The organism is Fictibacillus barbaricus (assembly GCF_031457135.1).
Classification (GTDB): domain Bacteria; phylum Bacillota; class Bacilli; order Bacillales; family Fictibacillaceae; genus Fictibacillus; species Fictibacillus barbaricus_A.
The window spans coordinates 115,512-134,081 of sequence record NZ_JAVDWA010000007.1 but is presented as its reverse complement, the minus strand read 5'-3'; the positions used below and the strand labels follow the sequence as shown (position 1 = coordinate 134,081).

General features: G+C 39.0%; 21 protein-coding genes. 2 read left to right on the top strand and 19 right to left on the bottom strand.

Annotation, left to right across the window (positions count from 1 at the left end):
- Nucleotides 1–93: 93 nt before the first annotated feature.
- Both J2X07_RS16770 and J2X07_RS16765 read right to left on the bottom strand, forming a co-directional pair.
- A complete protein-coding gene (locus J2X07_RS16770) occupies nt 94–1,497 on the bottom strand; it encodes a DUF4179 domain-containing protein (protein ID WP_310261322.1) in 1,404 nt (467 codons plus the stop codon).
- Nucleotides 1,478–2,017 carry a sigma-70 family RNA polymerase sigma factor gene (locus tag J2X07_RS16765; protein WP_310261320.1) on the bottom strand — a complete coding sequence of 180 codons (540 nt, stop codon included), beginning with the start codon at nt 2,015–2,017 and terminating at the stop codon, nt 1,478–1,480. The genes J2X07_RS16770 and J2X07_RS16765 overlap by 20 nt, the downstream gene beginning before the upstream one ends.
- Before the next feature lie 322 nt (nt 2,018–2,339).
- Between J2X07_RS16765 and J2X07_RS16760 the strand changes: the two genes are divergently transcribed.
- A complete protein-coding gene (locus tag J2X07_RS16760; protein WP_310261318.1) occupies nt 2,340–2,807 on the top strand; it encodes a GNAT family N-acetyltransferase in 468 nt (155 codons plus the stop codon).
- Between the two features lie 217 nt (nt 2,808–3,024).
- Here J2X07_RS16760 and J2X07_RS16755 read toward each other — a convergent pair whose 3' ends face one another.
- From J2X07_RS16755 to J2X07_RS16730, 6 genes are all read right to left on the bottom strand, one after another.
- Nucleotides 3,025–3,447 (bottom strand): DUF6526 family protein, encoded by a 423-nt coding sequence (locus J2X07_RS16755; RefSeq protein ID WP_310261316.1) that lies wholly within the window; start codon nt 3,445–3,447, stop codon nt 3,025–3,027.
- A gap of 24 nt (nt 3,448–3,471) precedes the next feature.
- The gene (locus J2X07_RS16750) at nt 3,472–4,569 is read right to left on the bottom strand and encodes an ABC transporter permease (RefSeq protein ID WP_310261314.1); all 1,098 of its coding nucleotides are present in this window, start codon (nt 4,567–4,569) and stop codon (nt 3,472–3,474) included.
- On the bottom strand, nt 4,566–5,495 hold the full coding sequence (locus J2X07_RS16745) for an ABC transporter ATP-binding protein (RefSeq protein WP_310261312.1): 930 nt from the start codon (nt 5,493–5,495) through the stop codon (nt 4,566–4,568). Before J2X07_RS16745 ends, J2X07_RS16750 begins: the two co-directional genes overlap by 4 nt.
- Nucleotides 5,496–5,528: 33 nt before the next feature.
- Nucleotides 5,529–5,849 carry an ArsR/SmtB family transcription factor gene (locus J2X07_RS16740; RefSeq protein ID WP_310261310.1) on the bottom strand — a complete coding sequence of 107 codons (321 nt, stop codon included), beginning with the start codon at nt 5,847–5,849 and terminating at the stop codon, nt 5,529–5,531.
- Nucleotides 5,850–5,897: 48 nt separating this feature from the next.
- Complete coding sequence (locus tag J2X07_RS16735) at nt 5,898–6,581, bottom strand: SIMPL domain-containing protein (protein WP_310261308.1); 684 nt, start codon at nt 6,579–6,581, stop codon at nt 5,898–5,900.
- Between the two features lie 357 nt (nt 6,582–6,938).
- On the bottom strand, nt 6,939–7,865 hold the full coding sequence (locus J2X07_RS16730; RefSeq protein ID WP_310261306.1) for a dipeptidase: 927 nt from the start codon (nt 7,863–7,865) through the stop codon (nt 6,939–6,941).
- Between the two features lie 364 nt (nt 7,866–8,229).
- Here J2X07_RS16730 and J2X07_RS16725 point away from each other — a divergent pair, with 364 nt between their 5' ends.
- Nucleotides 8,230–9,891 carry a glutamine--tRNA ligase/YqeY domain fusion protein gene (locus tag J2X07_RS16725; RefSeq protein WP_310261304.1) on the top strand — a complete coding sequence of 554 codons (1,662 nt, stop codon included), beginning with the start codon at nt 8,230–8,232 and terminating at the stop codon, nt 9,889–9,891.
- 51 nt (nt 9,892–9,942) lie between these two features.
- On the opposite strand, the gene J2X07_RS16720 is transcribed toward J2X07_RS16725, so the two are convergent.
- The 11 genes from J2X07_RS16720 to J2X07_RS16670 all read right to left on the bottom strand — a co-directional run bounded on the left by J2X07_RS16720 (nt 9,943) and on the right by J2X07_RS16670 (nt 18,485).
- Nucleotides 9,943–10,359, bottom strand: coding sequence for a hypothetical protein (locus tag J2X07_RS16720; protein WP_310261302.1), 417 nt, complete (start codon nt 10,357–10,359; stop codon nt 9,943–9,945).
- Between the two features lie 10 nt (nt 10,360–10,369).
- The gene (locus tag J2X07_RS16715) at nt 10,370–10,894 is read right to left on the bottom strand and encodes a M15 family metallopeptidase (RefSeq protein WP_396194487.1); all 525 of its coding nucleotides are present in this window, start codon (nt 10,892–10,894) and stop codon (nt 10,370–10,372) included.
- Between the two features lie 18 nt (nt 10,895–10,912).
- Complete coding sequence (locus tag J2X07_RS16710) at nt 10,913–11,416, bottom strand: hypothetical protein (protein ID WP_310261300.1); 504 nt, start codon at nt 11,414–11,416, stop codon at nt 10,913–10,915.
- Nucleotides 11,417–11,634: 218 nt separating this feature from the next.
- Nucleotides 11,635–12,471, bottom strand: coding sequence for an STAS domain-containing protein (locus J2X07_RS16705; protein WP_310261298.1), 837 nt, complete (start codon nt 12,469–12,471; stop codon nt 11,635–11,637).
- Nucleotides 12,472–12,563: 92 nt separating this feature from the next.
- Nucleotides 12,564–12,794 carry an excisionase family DNA-binding protein gene (locus tag J2X07_RS16700; RefSeq protein ID WP_310261295.1) on the bottom strand — a complete coding sequence of 77 codons (231 nt, stop codon included), beginning with the start codon at nt 12,792–12,794 and terminating at the stop codon, nt 12,564–12,566.
- Between the two features lie 98 nt (nt 12,795–12,892).
- Nucleotides 12,893–14,068: an MFS transporter gene (locus tag J2X07_RS16695; RefSeq protein WP_310261293.1), complete on the bottom strand. Its 1,176-nt coding sequence runs from the start codon at nt 14,066–14,068 to the stop codon at nt 12,893–12,895.
- Between the two features lie 189 nt (nt 14,069–14,257).
- Complete coding sequence (locus J2X07_RS16690; protein ID WP_310261292.1) at nt 14,258–15,214, bottom strand: PDR/VanB family oxidoreductase; 957 nt, start codon at nt 15,212–15,214, stop codon at nt 14,258–14,260.
- A gap of 16 nt (nt 15,215–15,230) precedes the next feature.
- Nucleotides 15,231–15,677 carry a dimethylamine monooxygenase subunit DmmA family protein gene (locus J2X07_RS16685; RefSeq protein WP_310261290.1) on the bottom strand — a complete coding sequence of 149 codons (447 nt, stop codon included), beginning with the start codon at nt 15,675–15,677 and terminating at the stop codon, nt 15,231–15,233.
- Nucleotides 15,674–16,630, bottom strand: coding sequence for a heme-dependent oxidative N-demethylase family protein (locus tag J2X07_RS16680; protein WP_310261286.1), 957 nt, complete (start codon nt 16,628–16,630; stop codon nt 15,674–15,676). The genes J2X07_RS16685 and J2X07_RS16680 overlap by 4 nt, the downstream gene beginning before the upstream one ends.
- 176 nt (nt 16,631–16,806) lie before the next feature.
- Nucleotides 16,807–17,220, bottom strand: coding sequence for a VOC family protein (locus J2X07_RS16675; protein ID WP_310261282.1), 414 nt, complete (start codon nt 17,218–17,220; stop codon nt 16,807–16,809).
- Between the two features lie 125 nt (nt 17,221–17,345).
- Nucleotides 17,346–18,485: an acyltransferase family protein gene (locus J2X07_RS16670; RefSeq protein WP_310261279.1), complete on the bottom strand. Its 1,140-nt coding sequence runs from the start codon at nt 18,483–18,485 to the stop codon at nt 17,346–17,348.
- Nucleotides 18,486–18,570 lie beyond the last annotated feature (85 nt).

Here is an 18,570-nt window from a genome sequence, read left to right as displayed (position 1 = left end):
TTCAAAACCTCTTTGTAGCAACAATCTTTTATAAAAGAGCCAAAAGAAAAAACGCATTGGCTTTTTCCATGCGTTTTTTTGTGTCATCCAATATTATTTTATTGTCAATTGGATTGGTGAAAGTTTAATTCTTTCCTCTTTGCTAAGAACGCCGAACGGGAGCTTTAAGGAATAATCATTGATATTCATATTTTCTACTGAATCTAGATTAAAGGTTGTTTGAAAGCTGATTTTTTCTTGGTCTAACTTCTTGCTCGTATTCGTCGTAATCAAAGATCCTGGACTGATTAAAACATTATATTGAGACTGTTCATCATCACTTTTAATAATGTTGGAAGTTCTAATAAGGTGAATACCCTCAGCAAATTGCTTATACCAACCTTCTTTTACTTTTGATCGTTTTACATTCACAATTTCATAATCAATCATCAGACGATTATCTTTCTTAACTATCTTTTTTACAATGATCTTAAAGTCAGAATGTAAACTGGCTGCTTCAAAAGGGACTTTTTGATTTAATGGCTCTGTTATATCAATCGCTTTCCTGTCAACCTCAGGATAAACCATTAAATAGTTGGTATCTTGGTTTATTTTCCCTAGCTGCAACACGTTCTGTTTTATGATTGAAGTTTGATTTTCAGTAACGTTCGCGAAACTGTGACTTCTTTCCGATACGATTCTCCCTTGATCATCCAGCACTTTCATGTTAATGCCTTCGTTAATGCCATCTACAGGATGAACTGACGTGTATTCTAATGTTGCGGTAGCTTTTCCAATGGTTAAGGATTTCATTTCAATCGTATGGGCAAGATCTTCAGTGGAAACTCTTTCATCCAATTTCACCGTTCTCACAGGAAGCTGTGTTACGGGAATATCAAATTTCCAAGTTCCCTCTTTGTTTGCCATTTGAGTAAAGGTTAAAGGCAAAGTATAATTTTTTGGCAGTTTGCCATCACGCATTTCAAATTCCAATCCCGCTGCATAACTGCCGTCCTTTAACTTTTCGAGCTTCCCTCTACTTCCTGCAAGCTGCTCCTTATCACTTCCGCCAATTGCATAACCCGATTCCGGACTATGCTCCTTATCCATATCTTTTAAGGAAAGATCTTTACCCACTGCTTTTATTGTTACACCGATAATATTGCCATCATAAAAAGCACTCGTTACCGTAACATCTACACCATTACTTGTGGCTTTTTGATTAATCTCCGTTACGAGATTACTTGCTGCAATCTCTTTTCCAATTTCAAAGTTTAGTTGTTCATATAATTTTCCGATTAAAGGCACTTCTGCTAACACTGTATTTACTGGTGAAATAACAAACCCTGAAGCGAGCACTACAGATGCAGCTGTTCCCGTTACCCACGCAGACAGTTTCGTTCTGGTTTTTCGTTTATTTTTACGTCTTATTTCTCTGCCTTCGTTCATGCCTTTATATATTGCTTCCATTATTTCAGTTCTTGGCAGATCATGATTATCAAACTGTTTTTTGTCCATATGTGCCCGCTCCTTCCAATAACTTCTTAAGCTCTTGTCTCGCTCTATGCAAGTTTGTTTTTATTGTTCCTTCTGGGGCTTGCATGCTTTCAGCAATCGCTTTTATAGATAGATCATGAAAATAAAATAAGATAATAACCGTCTGATAGGTTTCATTCAGATCTGAAATGGCATTTGTAAGATCCAAATCTTCACCTGTATGTTGCGGAGTGCTTTCGGTAAGCTGCTGAATGAAAGCATCACCTGTTAACACCAATTTTTTATTTTTGTGAAGCAGCTGAAATGCCGACCGGATTAATATCTTTATCAGCCACGTACTAAAATATTGTGGTTCTCTTAATTTATGGATGCCGACAAAAGCTTTACAGACTGTTTCCTGAAGGACATCTAGTGCATCTTCCTTGTTCCGAACATATAAATAAGCCGTCTTGTACAATTTATCGCTCTCTGATTTTATCAGTTGTTCAAATGCTTCTTCGTTTCCTTTAATCGCTTGTTTAACTAGTTTTATATCAATCAATGCCTTGCCCCCTTTCAACCATTAGAGCAGCTGCCGATGGAATAAGTTTCAAAAAAAAGAATTTATTATTTAATTCGGTTTTAATACGTACAATTTCCATATAGGAGGTGCATTTTCTTTTTTGAAGAATATAAATTACAGCAGTTTATTTTAAAAAGGCTGTTTTCGTATTCATTGTTGCTTTGAAAGTAGTTGATTTTCGTTTCAGGTAGCTCCCTTTCTGTGGGGCAGATTAAACCGCATCCGCTTTGTCAAAAAGACAATAAATTAAAAAGCAACAATCTTTTAGAAAAGAGCCTTAAAAAAAAGAGGAGCAATCGATATGGAGCGTATATTAAAAGCTGAAGTGTCAGATGCTTCAGAAATTCTTTCCCTGCAAAAGCTTGCTTACTTATCTGAAGCTGAACTTTATGGTAATTATGAGATAGAGCCTTTAAAACAAACCGTTCAAGATATAGAAAAAGCTTTTGAAACCAACTTTATCTTAAAATGTGTGGATAATGGAATGATTGTTGGCTCAGTAAAGGCATATGAAAAGGACGGAACATGTTACATAGGAAAATTGATGGTACACCCAGATTACCAGAATAAAGGTATCGGAAAAAAACTGATGAATGAGATCGAAAGAAAATATGAGCATGTACGCTATGAATTATTTACCGGAAGCAAAAGTATTAAAAATATCACCTTTTATGAAAGACTAGGTTATAAGGGTTTTTCAGAAAAAAAATTAGATAGAGAAGAAACGATTTTTATATTTATGGAAAAGCAGGCTGAAGTGAGAACATGAAATATTTGTCGTTCTATGTCGGTTCGGGAGTATAAAGAGTAAACTCGGTGGATTATGGGCAAGTCTCGGTGGATTAACGCCAAAACTCGGTGGATTATTGTCATTTCACTAAAGGCGTTACTACGCTCAGTCCATGACTCCATTAAAAAGACCTGAAAAGTGCACGATTATGCACCATTCAGGTCTTCATTTAACCATTTGGGAAGATTTGCTGCCATTAGATCCTAAAATGATCTGCTTTCCAGTTGTTAATCGCTTGTTTAATTTCTTTCGGCGCCATGTTTTCTAATGCCGCTCGATCTGCAAGCGCTACAAACTCTTCGTCTGGCGCAAAACGCAACGCTACGATTTGGCTTGGTGTTAATTTCGCATTAAGCAGCTTTCCTGTTAAGACGTAATAACGGAGGTTCTCTTCTGCACGAATCGCGCGGTCCTGCGCTTTTAAAGGATACATACGCAATAAAGCGAATATAACCGCAAAAGTAAGCGAAATCACAACTAGCAGAACACCTAAGAACTTATCATCCGTGTTAACCAGATATACGATACTTGCGACCAATCCCCCAACCACTAACAGTGACAATACATAGTGATAAAGCGGATGCATGCGTGCATGATTCTTAAAATTTTGTTCGTTCATTTTTTCTCCTCTTTCCTCTTTAACTTACTCCCATTTAAATACAAAGCTTGCAATAATAAATGCCCCGACGAGCCAGCAGCCTAGAATCAGCGCTTCTGTTCCGAGACTCATAAAGGAAGCTCCGACGTTCATCGTTTCACGCAGCGCATGACTCAAATGGGCGATCGGCAAAATCTTTACAATCGGCTGTAAAAAATCAGGCATGTTCTTAATCGGGAAAAACACACCGCCTAAAAACAGCATCGGAAAGCTTAAGAAACCAGCTATCGGAGACGCACTTTCAGGAGTTTTCGCAATACCCGCGATAATAAAACCAATTGCCATAAACGCAAGTGTTCCGAGTGATACGAACGTAATCAGCGTAAGCCATGACCCGCGAACTTCTACCCCAAACACAAGCCAAGCGACACCAAGAACAATCATCGCCTGCAACCCGTTCAGTAAGAATCGAGCTGTAATCTGTGCTGCGATAAAAGTGGATGCTTTTAGTGTTGTTCCTTGCATTCTTCGTAAAATACCGCGTTCACGCCATGCTGAAATCTGACCGGCAACACCGTTCATGTTGTTGCTCATGATCATCATCGCAACGATTCCTGGTACTAAGAAGTCAATGTATCTTAAATTAAGTGTTTCGACCCCTTTTGAATCTGTTACGACAACTGGCTTGTAATCTACTTGTTTTTTACTAATTGTATCTACCGCATTGTTAACGAGCTGCAGGCCGACCTGTGACATCGTTAGGTTTGTTTCGTTGTAATAGACTGGCAGTTTAAACGGCTGTGCACTCGCCCCAGCATTCACATTCTGATCGTATCCATCAGGAATGACCACGACTAATTGAGTGTCACCTTTTTTCAGGGTATTTAACGCATTTTTCTCATCTGCATTTTTTTCGATTGAGATGGCTTTGTTTTTCTTAAGCTCGCTTACAAGGTCCTTCGATTGTTCCGTTCCATCATGATCCACTACAGCTACTGTCAATGACAGACCGTTTCCATTTCCTAAAAAGGAACCGAGCATAACCATTAGAAAGATCGGAAAAGCAAGTGTCCAGAACAAAACTTGACGGTTACGAAGGAAGATTCGCAGCTGTGCTAAAGTTAATTGGTAGTATGCTCTCATCCTTCTCGCAACCTTCTTCCTGTCATGTGAATAAACACGTCCTCAAGTGTTGCGGTACGTGTCTGTAAATCTACTAGCTTCAGCTGTTTTTCAGAAGCTAAAGCAATTAAACTAGTAAGTGTTTTCTGCAAATCATCTGTGTAAAGAACGTGAACATCCTTTTGACTTCCAACTTGTTTAACACCTTCGATTTCGGCTAAATCTACGTCAACGTTTTCTTCTGCAAAACGAAATTCTACTGCACTGTCCGACTGCAGATTTTTTACGAGTTCGCCAGGTGTATCAAGCGCGATCAATTTCCCTTGATCCATAATCGCGATTCGGTCGCAGAGAACATGTGCTTCATCCATGTAATGAGTCGTCAGAACCACTGTTTTCCCCCGCTCTTTTAAACGAAGAATGATATCCCACAGCGTACGGCGGGCTTGCGGATCGAGTCCTGTCGTCGGTTCATCCAAAAAGATAATCTGCGGGTCATGTACTAGAGCGAGCGCTATTGCAAGACGCTGCTTCTGTCCACCTGACATCCCTTTAATACGGCTGTTTCTCTTTTCCGATAACAGCATGTCATCGATCAGCTCAGGGATTGCCACATGACTGCGGTAAAAGCTTCCATACAGATACAGAATTTCCTCAACCGTCAGCAATTCAAAAAGAGTCGTCGATTGCAGCTGTACACCAATGACCTCTTTTACTTTATCCAGCTCTTTTGTAATATCGAAACCGCCAACGATCGCCGTTCCCTCATCTGGTTTCCGAAGACCGACCAGCATCTCAAGTGTTGTCGTTTTCCCTGCACCGTTCGGACCGAGCACACCGAAAACTTCTCCTTTATGTACTTGGAAGACACTGCCGTCAACAGCAGTGAAATCCCCGTATCGCTTCACTATGCTTTGTACATCAATGATTACTTGCTGTGAATCCATTTTTCACACTCCAAACGTAAACTTTACTACTTTTTATTTTTGTTTCTTACCAAACATATCCTCAAATTTCGTCCATATCTGTTTTAATGCAGTCATCCATTCGCAGGCACAATCCATTGACTCAGGTTTCATGGAATAATATCGGTAACGGCCTTCCTTCCGCTGCGTTACAAGACCCGCGTTCTCCAAAACTTTTAAATGTTTCGAAATGGCAGGCAGTGACATATCAAAAGGCTCCGCTAGTTCCTGGACACTCCTTTCTCCTTTTGACAGCTGCTCGATAATGCTCCGTCTCGTCGGATCTGATAAAACAGAAAATACATCATTCAAATTCTCGTTATTATATTTAACCATTTGGTTAAGTATAATCGTGTCCGCTCACACTTGTCAATTTATACCTGTCTACCCATACGTATACTCTATCTTCACTGTGGCTGTGATCTTGTTTTCACCAGGCTGAATCGGAACGCCTGAGTCTTGTGCAAGAGACATCGCTTGAAAAGGAACCGGTCTTGGCGGCAAGTTTTGAGAAAGTTCTTGAACGACAATCGGTACAGGGTTTAGCGTAACTTGCAGAGCTCTAGCCATCACAACGGCTTTTTGCTGAGCATTTTGAATCGCTAATGTCAGTGCCTGATTATAAAAAGCGTCAGGGTTTGAGAAGGTGAACTGAATTGATGAGATAAAGTTAGCTCCGCTCGCAACCGCTTTGTCGATTACCTGACCTGTTTTACTCAAATCTTTTATCGTAACTTGAAGCTGGTGCTCCACCTTATATCCTCTGAAAATCTGCTTCCCGTTTTCATAGTCGTACTGTGGTTCAATACGGTACGACGTGGTTTGAATATCGTTTTGCGGAATACCAAGTGCCAGCAGTGAGTTGATTACTGCTGCTGTCTTATCCGAATTTTCCTTTTGTGCGGTGCTTAAGTTTGGGCTCTCCGTGATTACGCCAATCGTAATCATCGCACGATCTGGAGCCGCATAAACCGAACCTTCCCCTGTAACGGCTAACCGATTTGGCTTTGAAGGAGCTTGCGGCTGTCCGCTCCCCATAGATGGATAGCCAGGCTGATTGTAATACATTTCCAAACCCCTTTCACTTCATACTCCCTAAAAGCTATGCGCACGCCTTTAATAAAAGAAGAACTCTCTTCACTAAAAATAAGCATTTGCACAATAGGGCAAATGCTTATTAAATCGTTATAAAATTTTTTGGCTCTTTTCTTAAAACTTGTTCCTATTGGCTTTTATTGTCCATTCTCATCATTGAAAAGTTGATTGGAGTGCAAGGTGCGAGACTCCTGCGGGATCAGTGTGACAGGTGAGACCGTTCACTGTCGCATTGCGACGGCGGGCTCACCGCACGCCCCGCGGAAAGCGAGCATCCTGTAGCGGAAATCATCCACTTACAAGAACAACAAAGTATGCGAAGAAGACGGCTTATCTAGGCAGATAGTTTAAGAAGTTTTGAGAAGCAAACCCCTTAACCTCTTCTTCTGAATAATGCTTTAACAGTTCATTAATTAAATTCTGAGTTTTTGATGCATCCTCAAGATCAACAATAAGATTAGAGATCCCGTCAAAATCCGACCCTAAACCAATTTGTTTCACACCGCCTAAGCCGCAAAAATGATCGATATGTTTAATCAAGTCTGAAATGGTTGATGAAACTCCACCAGTTGTGAAAGGAGGATTATAAACAACGTGGACTACTCCGCCTTTTTGGAACATTTCTTTTGCCATCTCATCTGTTAAGTTTCTCGGATGCTCACATAAAACACGTGAATTAGAATGACTTGCCAAAGGATATTTAGCTATGTCCATTACGTCCCAAAACGCTCTGTCACACAAATGAGAGACATCGGTTAAAATTTTATGCTGGTTATTAAATCGAACAACTTCTTTCCCGAACAAAGTCAGTCCTGCTCCGCGCGGTTCTTGTGCTCCATCGGCAGCCAGATTCGCATGATTCCAAGTGAGCCCGATCAATCGAACACCTAAGTGATGAAGAATATTAAGCTTCGAAACATCATCACCAATCGCATCCACACCTTCTAACGTCAGCATTGCCCCAATTTCTCCATCTTTCAGCGTGTCAAAATCAGACCAATCTTTTAAATGTTTCATCTCTGGATTTTCCCCCAGAACTTCACGATAAAAATAGTCCACCTGTTCCAGTGCGGCCTGAAACTTTTGATCATATGGAATAAACGGCTCTATGAAAATAGCAAAAAATTGTACCTTCACTTTCCCCTTTTGAAGCCGTTCTTTATTTGTAGCCAACTCAGGCGCATCCGCATAACGCAGGTCTCCCTTTGTTTCCCATAGCTTCAATAATGCATCACAATGCAAGTCAATAACATTCATGTCTGATCCCACCGTTTCTAAATTAAATAATATATTCATTTTACTTCATAAAAAATACTGTTTTCGTAATCTTTGTTGTTCTTGTACGTGATTGATTTCCTCTCCAGGTTGCTCGCTTTCCGCGGGGTGTGCGGTGAGCCCCCTCGCCGCTACGCGCCTTGAGTGGTCTCTCCTGTCCCACTGATCCCGCAGGAGTCTCGCTACCTTGCTCTCCAATCAATTTATCAATGAAGAGGTGTAAAAAAATACCCCGAATGTATTTAAAAAAGGGAGGGCATTTAAATATATACGTTTAGTTGAAAATTATTTTTGTTATAATGTAAAGTATACTTTAGTTTACATATAAGGAAAGGCTTGATACGGGATGGAGAATAGTAATTCTAATTTTATTAAAACAATCATCCAAGGTGATCTGGATTCCGGAAAACATAAGAAAATCGTTACGCGCTTCCCCCCAGAACCAAACGGATATCTTCATATTGGACATGCAAAATCAATCGTAATTAACTTCGGACTTGCAGATGAGTTTGGCGGCGAAACGAACCTTCGTTTTGATGATACTAACCCATTAAAAGAAGATCAAGAGTACGTTGATTCTATTAAACAAGATGTTGAGTGGCTCGGGTACGAGTGGGAGAACCTTCGTTTTGCTTCTGATTACTTTGAAGAAATGTACACACGCGCTGTTCTTTTAATCAAAAAAGGAAAAGCCTACGTGGATGACTTAAACGCTGACGAAATTCGTGAATATCGCGGAACGTTAACAGAACCAGGTAAAGAAAGTCCATACCGCAGTCGTTCTGTTGAAGAAAACTTAGATCTATTTGACCGCATGCGTAAAGGCGAATTCGAAAACGGACAAAAAGTACTTCGTGCAAAAATCGATATGAGCTCACCTAACATTAACTTGCGTGATCCGGTTATTTACCGTGTCTCTCATGCGACTCACCACAACACAGGCGACACTTGGTGCATTTATCCGATGTATGCGTTCGCTCACCCGCTAGAGGACGCAATCGAAGGTGTAACACACTCGCTTTGCACCACTGAGTTTGAAGACCAGCGCCCACTTTATAACTGGGTTGTTTCTGAATGTGAGATGGAGAGCCAGCCGCAGCAAATCGAATTCGGCCGTTTAGGTCTGATCAACACGGTTATGAGTAAGCGTAAGTTAAGGCAGCTAGTAGAAGAAGGATATGTGGACGGATGGGACGATCCTCGTATGCCGACGATCTCAGGATTACGCCGCAAAGGCTATACACCTGAATCGATCGTAGAATTTGTAAAAGCAGTGGGTGTTTCTAAAGGTTCTGGTAATGCCGACACAGCCATGCTTGAGCATTTTATTCGTGAAGACTTAAAAGTTAAAGCACCTCGTACAATGGGAATTGTTGATCCGTTAAAAGTTGTGATCACGAACTATCCTGAAGGCCAGGTTGAAATGCTGGATGCAGAAATCAATCCTGAAAACGAAGAAATGGGTTCACGTCAAATTCCGTTCTCTCGTGAAATTTATATCGAGCGTGAAGACTTTATGGAGGATCCTCCGAAAAAGTACTTCCGCCTCTTCCCTGGAAACGAAGTCCGCTTAAAACACGCGTACTTCATTAAGTGTGAAGATTTTATAAAAGACGAAAACGGCAATGTCGTTGAACTACATTGTACGTATGACGTAGAAACAAAATCAGGAACTGGATTTACGGGACGTAAAGTAAAAGGAACGCTTCATTGGGTAGAAGCAACTCAAGCAGTCCCTGCTGAATTCCGTATGTATGAGCCGCTTATTATGGATGCGGATATGGAAAACGAAGATGACAGCGAAGGCAAAACATTTTTGGATTATGTGAACAAAGATTCATTGGTTGTAAAACAAGGATTTATTGAAGCCAACATGAAGGATGCGAAACCGCAAGACAAGTTCCAATTCTTCCGCCATGGCTACTTCAACGTAGACCCTAAGCATACAACAGAAGACAAGATCGTGTTTAACGAAATCGTATCATTGAAGAGTTCGTTTAAACTGTAGAATAACAAAAAAAGAATCCCGGCGTGGGATTCTTTTTTGTTTGTATGGATTTCACTTTATTTTTATGACTCTTGATGTAACCAGCTTGTCTTTTCGGTACAGCTGGATTCTATAATTGCCTGCTTTCCAGTTTTTCGGATTGACTTTCGTTATCTTGCCGGTATTGCCATATGTGTCTTGCCACCGTCTTTCAAAAACCACGTTCTGATTCTTGATATCCATAATCTCAATTTTTGCAGAAGTATCTTTTTTTGCCATTTTCGAATAATAAACACCGACATGGAAAGGTTTCTTTCTTGTTAGAGTGTCTCTTTGATCATTTATCTTTGCACTTTCATCATCAACATTGTATCCGACTTGAATTTTACCATGAGAAGGTGCTGCAAATTTTTGATCCATACGAAAATAGGCAGTCACAATTAACAGAATACCAATACAAATTAACAAGATAACCTTTATCCGTTTCATAATCTTTCTCCTATTCGTTTACAGGCGGCCGCTCTCCATATTGGAGTTCACGTATACTTAAACCAAAATCCATCTCAAGGTGGGGATAATCTTTAAAACCATACCAATCTCCACCCCATTCAAATCCTAATTCCTTACCGATTGTTACTACTTCCATCCAATCAGATTTTCCGTTTTTATTATCATCACGCTTTAAATCCCACACAACGGTTCCATCTTTTAAAAGAAGCGCAAAGTCAATCGCAAGCCCATAATTATGATACGATTCCCCGCCTTCCACATGTGTCACAATCGTACCTTTATCAGTCCGCCCCCTGGCATACAGTTTATCTTGCTCTTCTGCAGACCGGAAGTCATCCGTAATCACAATATTAATTCCTTTTTGTGCAGCTCTTTGAATGAGTTGATCCCGTTTCTCTGCTACAATCGGATTCACCTCTGTTGGCATCGGCACATTCTTCCTCCGCATTTCATCAATGATCCAATATAACAATACAAACAATATAGCCATAAAAACAAACGTTTTAAACTTCACTGAGGCAAAGACCTCCTGTTACTCTAGCAATTTGTTATATGCTTCTTCTGATAAAACTACTGGCTTAAATCCGCCAAGTTCAATATATTCGACCTCTCCTTTAATCTTAACTTTAAATATATCTTCAATTACAGTGCGTTCAATGGAATCTACAAATCTATTATGTGTAAAATAATAATTTTTAATCTCTTTTTCATAGTCATAAGGAGGTTCATTAACTATTTCATAAGGAGTTTTCTCTTTTACTTTTTGCTTTAAAGCGGAAGACGGCATTCTTTTTCTTTCCCCTTGATTATATATACCTTGCAATAAGCCAACCACTTCAGAAAATCCTAAAAAGATGGCACACCACATAACCCCGCCAGCAGCGTAAGCAAAAGCAATTAGACCTTGATGATTTTTCGCAGGATCTCCTGGCAATTCAGCAGTAAAATGAATCATTCCTAATAAAAGACCTATTGCTAACCATGCCCAGCCAATCCATTTTAATGCATCAGCAATCAAGTTTTCCTTACTGGTCATCTTTCTCCCCCTCACACTACACTGATACACTAAATTTACCATATATTTCATAATGATATGATTATTTGATATGTGAATGGATTTTCCTTTTAAAATGGCCAGATTAAATCACAACAAACAAAGCTGTACGTTTATTATTATTAATATCCCACAAAAAAACCGGCATCAAAGAATAGCTTCTACAAGCATCCTTTTGATGTCGGTCCACATCATTGATTTTATTGACTTCCTTCACTAATGGCTTGTGCTAAGTTTGATTTTATCGTGATACTTTCAAATGAAAGTCCTAGCTGTACTGCCGTCATTGCGATCTCTGGTCTGATACCGGAAAGCGTTGATTTTACGCCGATCAAACTCAATGTTTCAACTAACTGAAAAATTTGCTGAGCGACCATCGTATCAATGATAAGAACACCTGATAAATCTATTAATAAATGTGAGATATCCTTATCAATACAATGCTGCAGCGTATTCTCCACGATAAAACGTGCCCGGGTCGTGTCAATTTCTCCAATTAGAGGCAGAAGCCCCATCTGCTTATTCAGTGCAATAACAGGCATACTTAATTCATTAATCATCTCTTGTTGAGCTTCTAATCTTTGAGTGGCTACTTTTTGATTTTCCTCCACAAACCACGTAACGATTTTATTGAATGTATTGATAATGATTTCGTTCCATGCATCAATTGTTGTTTGTGAATATTCACCTTCATGAAGATAAACAAACTCTCTTACGAAACCAAGATATTGTCTTTGAACCTTAAAAAACTCAGCCATAATAACGGTCACTGGCGTATTTAAATGTTCATCGTCCTGTGCGATCATGGTAACCCACTTCTCAAAGTCTTTTAAAAACTTCGATTCCTCGGTAACGAAAACCTCACAAAAATGCAGATGAAAATCGTGATTCTGTTTTTTCAGAGTGGCAATCGTTTTAGGATCAGTAGAAGCATAGACCCCAGTTGCTTTGCTTTTATCGATAGAAGCATACCACTCTTCCGTCATTTGCCATGTCTTATCTATTAAGAATGCGTGCAGTTCTTTGTCTCTATGCATTTTTACACTCTCCTAAATTTGCCAATTCTAATTAGAACCTATTATGTTTTATCATATATCCACCAAAGTTGTTTTACAATTTTTACAAACGATTAATCTTCGTCTTTTGCATCCCAATCTTCTGGAATCGGTTCACTTAAATATTCTTCGATTAGTTCCTTGTATTTTTCCATTTGTTCCAGATGTGTATCGAACTGGTCTTTATTGATTAAATGCTGCGTACCATCATAGAGAGCACGAATCTTTTTCTCCAAAATTAAGCGTTCAATTAATTCTTCAGGCATCGATAAATATTCAGCCGTTTCCTTTACTGTAAGGTACATCCCGTATCCCACCTTGTCCAACTCATAGTAACATAAGCTTACAAGAAGAATGATAACTCTTCAATGTTCAGCACTTCCTGAATAAAAAGATCATTCCATTAACCTTGGAATGATCTTTTCTTGTTTAATAAAGTTCTAGTCATAACGATACCGAAAATTAAAAACGCCACATCAATAAATCCGTATAAAAGGTTATAGCTTCCTAAATGAAACAGTATGCTGCCTAACATCGGACCGACTGCCATCCCCATATAACGAAAGAAATTGTAAGCTCCGATTGCTGTCGCGCGATTCGCTTGAAACTGCTGAGTAAGCAATGCGGTTTGTACAGGAAGAGATGTCCCTAAAAATAGACCGAATAAACTAATCGATACGATAAGCCATGAAAGTGAAACATGCGACACCAAATTAAAGAATAATAAGGCTGCTGAATTTAAGAATGTCGTGTAGACAACTACTTTTCGTTCGTCAAAGCGCCGAAATCTTCCTCCTATTATGCTTCCTGCTACAATACCCAGCGATAATGGAAGGAACACAAGGCCCTTCTGCTCAACAGATAAATGATAACGATCGCTCATAATCCCCGGCAGAAACACTAAAAAGTTATATAAGCCATAATATTGGATGAACCCAAGACCAATAACCGAAAACCCAACTCGGTTTTGCAAGATCTTAATAAAATCTGAGAAACTAAAATTTTGCTTTTGTTGCGAGTCAGGTTTCGTTTCTTTTAAATAAAAGTAATTCCCTGCCAGTACAATAAGTCCAACACACAATAAAGCAACGAAAACCATATGAAAATCAAAAGAACCACTCAAAAAACCGCCAGCTACTGGACCCACAACTGGACCGAGTGAAACCATCATCTGAAAAGTCCCCATTGGCTGGATGCGATCCTTCCCTTCAAATAAATCACCGATTACGGTTACGGCTACAACAGATCCTGCTGCTATTCCAACCGCTTGCAAGGAACGGAAGATTAATAGAAATTCGATGGATTCTGAAAAGTAACAGCCAATCGTTGCTGCTAAATAAATAAGCAGTCCTGTCAGCATCACCTTTCTACGTCCTATTGAATCAGTAAGCGGTCCATACACCATCTGCATCAAAGCTAGGAAAACCGTATAGATCGAAATCGATACATTGACTAAGAATGGACTCGTATGAAGTTCCTTTGTTACTTCTGGAATAATAGGAACATAGATTGTCTGTGAAAATGGTCCAAGAAAAGCTGCGATTGCAACTAAATACACAATAAGTATTCGGTGTTTCAAAAAGAAAACTCCTTATCATCTGAAATAAGAAAAGTCTGCTGAAACGAACGTCTCAGTCAGACTTAAACTTTTAATTTTCTATTGTAAATTATACACCTGATTAATCTTTTCTAAAAAGGTTTAGCTCAAACGCTAACATTTATCAACAAGAAAAAGATTTCACCAGCTAAAAGGCTGTCTTCGTAATCATTAAATCTCAATAACTAGTTTACTTGATTTCCCCCTTGAAACACATGTTAAGATACGATCCTGTGCGTTTCTTTGTTCTTCACTTAAAAAAGAATCGTAATGATCGATTTCACCTTCTTTTACAGAAAGTTCACAAGTTCCGCATCTGCCTGCCTGACAGGAATATGGTGCTTCGATCCCTTGATTTTGCAATGCTTGTAAGAGCGTTTCGTCCTTCTTTACTTGTATTAAAGTCCCGTCTTTCAATTGTACTTGGAAAGGAGCTGCATTCTTAGGCTGTGGCGGATGAAAACGCTCAAAGTGAACGGCTGACTCGTGAAAACCCACTCGATAGGCTGCACTGGTGAACTCGTTAATAAAAGCTTCCGGCCCACAGAAATAAACATGGGTTCCAACATGATGATTTTCTAATGACCTAGTTTGTATTCTCTTGTTTTGGTTAGAAAAATAACAGCGGCATTGATGTGGGTAGTGCTTATTTAAATCCTCATAAAATGCACAGAATTCCAAATTCTTAGAGGCATAATGAAGTTCAAATGAAGAACCTTTGTCCTTCAGTTCTTTCATCATGGATAAAAAAGGTGTGATTCCAATTCCGGCGGCGTAAAAAACATGATGCTTTGCTTTAAAACTCAATGGAAATTGATTTTTGGGGTAGCTGATCTGAATTTTATCTCCTGCCTTTATATTGTTATGCCAGTACAACGACCCTCCCTTTGATTGATCATTTAGCCGAACGGCGATTTGATAATGACTTGTTACATCGGGATGGCTTGTTAAAGAATAAGTTCTTACTAACAAACCTTTGGCCGTTTCTAAATATGTAGAGATGTGTGAACCCCCGCTAAACCTTGGAAGTTGTTTTCCCTCAATCGAAGCAAGTGTAAATCTTTTTACATATTTTGTTACTTCTTCGATATTTTTTATATAGACTGGTATTGTTTTTTCTTTATACAACAGTTAGCACCCCACCCTACAGTTTGGCTGCATATCCCAAATAAGCATTGTGCTTTTTTGAATAGTGATCCGAAATCGAAAGCTCCAAAACACACTGCTGGCACAAGATTTCTCGTTGCTCCTCTACCGTTTTGTTTATACTATGACAACGACTGCAAAAAACTCGAACCACGTTTTCACCATATCCAATAAACTGTGCAGTTTCTTCTGAAAAACCCAACTTCTCAGCGAGCACCCTTGCTTGATAAATTTCACTTTTCGGTAGAGATACATACAGATACGAACCTATTTTTTGCTTTTCTAAAAAGCTAGTAAACGACGTCCAGTCCGGCTCTTCTTCAAATCGAAAGAACTCTTTTTCACTAGACTGCTCCATTACATCACTTAGCAGCTTCATCCCATGCTGATCGGCACAAAATAAATACTTCCTTTTATTTTCTATAAAAACAGCATCATGTGTCATCGAACTTTCTCACTTTCCAATCGCTCACTTAGATAGGCCAAAACAGCATCACGGTATAAAGAGATGCCTTTATAGTCATAGATTTGAGGAGGAAGCTCAGATAAAATGTTGTAAAACTGCTGCAGCCACTCAGGATTCGACGTTAATTTTTCTAAGGATAAAAGATGAGTATGGATCGTAAATAGTATGCTGTTCGTTCGGGGCAAACGGAACAATTTTTGTACTTCTACTCTTAAGTGGACGAGTTCTCCTACATTCTCTTTTGTTACTTGTTTCCTCAGCTTGCCCCACTCGACAAACGTTTCAATGGATGTATCAAGGCGATCACCAGCCATAAGCGACCAATTTTTCCTTTCCCATGGGTTACCTGCTTCCAGTCTCATGAGGAACTGCAGAATTCTCTTATCCAACCCTTCTTCCTTAAAACCGGGAATCGGATGGTGGATGCTTTTAAATGCCATACCTAAATTAAAAGTGAGCGACCAGTTTGCCGGAAAACAAAGCTGTCCCGCGTCTAGATAAAGATCTCCATCACGCTGCATCATGTAAATCAAATCCTCTTGGACATGGAGACTAATAAAATGCAGCGGTTCTACTGGTAAAGTAGTGCTGTCACCAAAGGTAAAAGATTGCGTTTCATCTAATAATTTATTATGGAAGGTCCACTCGTTATCGGATTTTTGCAAAGAAAAAAATTGGGGATAAGCAGTAACAAGATGATTCATCACCAAATCAACGATCTCCCATTGCCCTGTAAGTGTATGTGGAAGTGATTGATAACAACGTTCAGAATGGTGATGTAACAACTCCCTTTTTAACTGCATCTCTTCCTTGTAATTTGGAGTAATCTCAATACTGACAGGGTTCTCCATCGGTATAGAGTTATTCGAATAACGATAAGTTGAACCTTTGAACGGATACGGAAACTGTTTCAGATTAGTCGTCCACTTCATGCCCTCACCCTTTGACAGAATATTCTTATAATTTATTGTATAAAAAATAGGCAGGTAATGAAAGCAGGAAGGTAATGGAAAAGCGGAATAAATAATCTCACGTATGGAGGGTTACATACAGTTCCCAAACAAAAACAATCAGGAGAGACTATGTGTCCTCCTGATTTTCATATTTCCTATTCTTTTTTTTCCGGATAATCACATAGTTCAATGATCTGCCCTTGTGAGTGAATCGGGTTCATGTATATTAACCTTCTGCCATACGGATTTGTTCGATACGTATCTTTTAAAAAGGTAAAACCTTTGCTCTCGAAATCTTTAATCGTTTCAAGAAGATCGTCCACTTCGTAAGCCAGATGATGCACGCCCTTCCCTTTTTGACGAATGAACCGCTCAACTGGTGATGTTCTGCTTGTTGGCTCAAGCAGTTCAATTACTTGGTTCTCCAATTCAATTACCGCAATGTGCGTCTCGACACCAGGCTTTTCACTCGTATATCGTTCAGTCAGTTTCCCGCCTAATACATTTGTATAAAATTCAATCGCTTCATCTATCCGTCGAACAGCGATTCCTGTATGATCCAGTCTCATCCTGATCACCTCTTCCTTCTGTTGATTTGAATTATAAAGAGTTAAAAGGCAATCCGCAAAATTCTTTAACTACTTATCAGCTTCAGCTTGTTTTGGAGAGTTATTATTTTTGTTCAATACCTTTGTTACAAAGCCGGCTGTACCACTTCTTTTTCTAAGTGTATCTTTTTTACTTTCATTCCAAATAAAAATCTTAATATACTAAACTTTCGAATCACAAAATGATAGCAGAGCATGATGATTAAAAATGAAACGGGTATTAGAAAAAGCAGCTTTAATGAAATCGGCCATTCCAAATTACGAATCATAAACCCTAAGCTCAAAATAATCGGCTGATGAAGGATATAAAACGGCAATGAAGCTTCACTCGCGTAATTAAGAAATCCGTTTTTAAATGATAAATATTTATCCGCCAGATAGAAGATACATAATAACAAACTCCAGCAATTTATAGTGCGCACAGCATAGAATATCACCTCTTGTGATGACCCCGGCTGAGGGTATGCCTTTATAAACCAAACGATATAAATAATAGATGTAGCTGCAGCCAGAATAAAGTTAAATCTAAAAGTAGATTTAAACGTTTGTTTAAAAGCTTCACTTGAAATGAAGTAATAGCCAAAAATAAAAATAAGCAAATAAAACAATAAGTCCCAGCCGCCTAAACCTTGTGTCTTAATAAATCCCATTGCAAAAAGAAAGAAAGGCAGCAGAATAATATGTAAAACTCCAAATTTATTCCTTTTAGGTACAAATTTAAACAATGGAACAGTAACAAAAGAGAAGACTAACAGCACGAGCAAATACCATAGATGTAAACCAAAAAAAGCAAAATTCCCTGTCCCTCCAAAGTCTAAATAGACCCCATCAAAAAAATGAGGAAAAAAATCAAAATACGAACCGTTAAATTGGTTGTTAGCCAGTCGTTCCATATAAATCTGTGGAGGAGTCAATACGAATACGCCAAACACCAGCGGTACCCCTAACCTTATGAGCCGTTCTTTCAGATACGCTGACACACTCCTTTTTTCCAAAGCATAAGAAACACTTACACCAGAAACTGCAAAGAAAATCGGCATCATCCAAGCCCCCACAAAAAGCGAGAACACGAGAATACCGCCAGAATCCAGTTCATTATTTTTTACATGCCAAGGAAATGGATTAACAAACATTGAACAGTGGTAAAGAAACACTCCTAACGTAGCTAATACACGAATCCAATCCATATCATAATGCCTTTTAATAGAGATATCGCGATTCTCCATAACCCACCTCAGAACAAAACAAGTTTTAGTAATATTTTACATTCCTGCACACAAAAAAAGAAGATGAAACTACAAATATTTCATC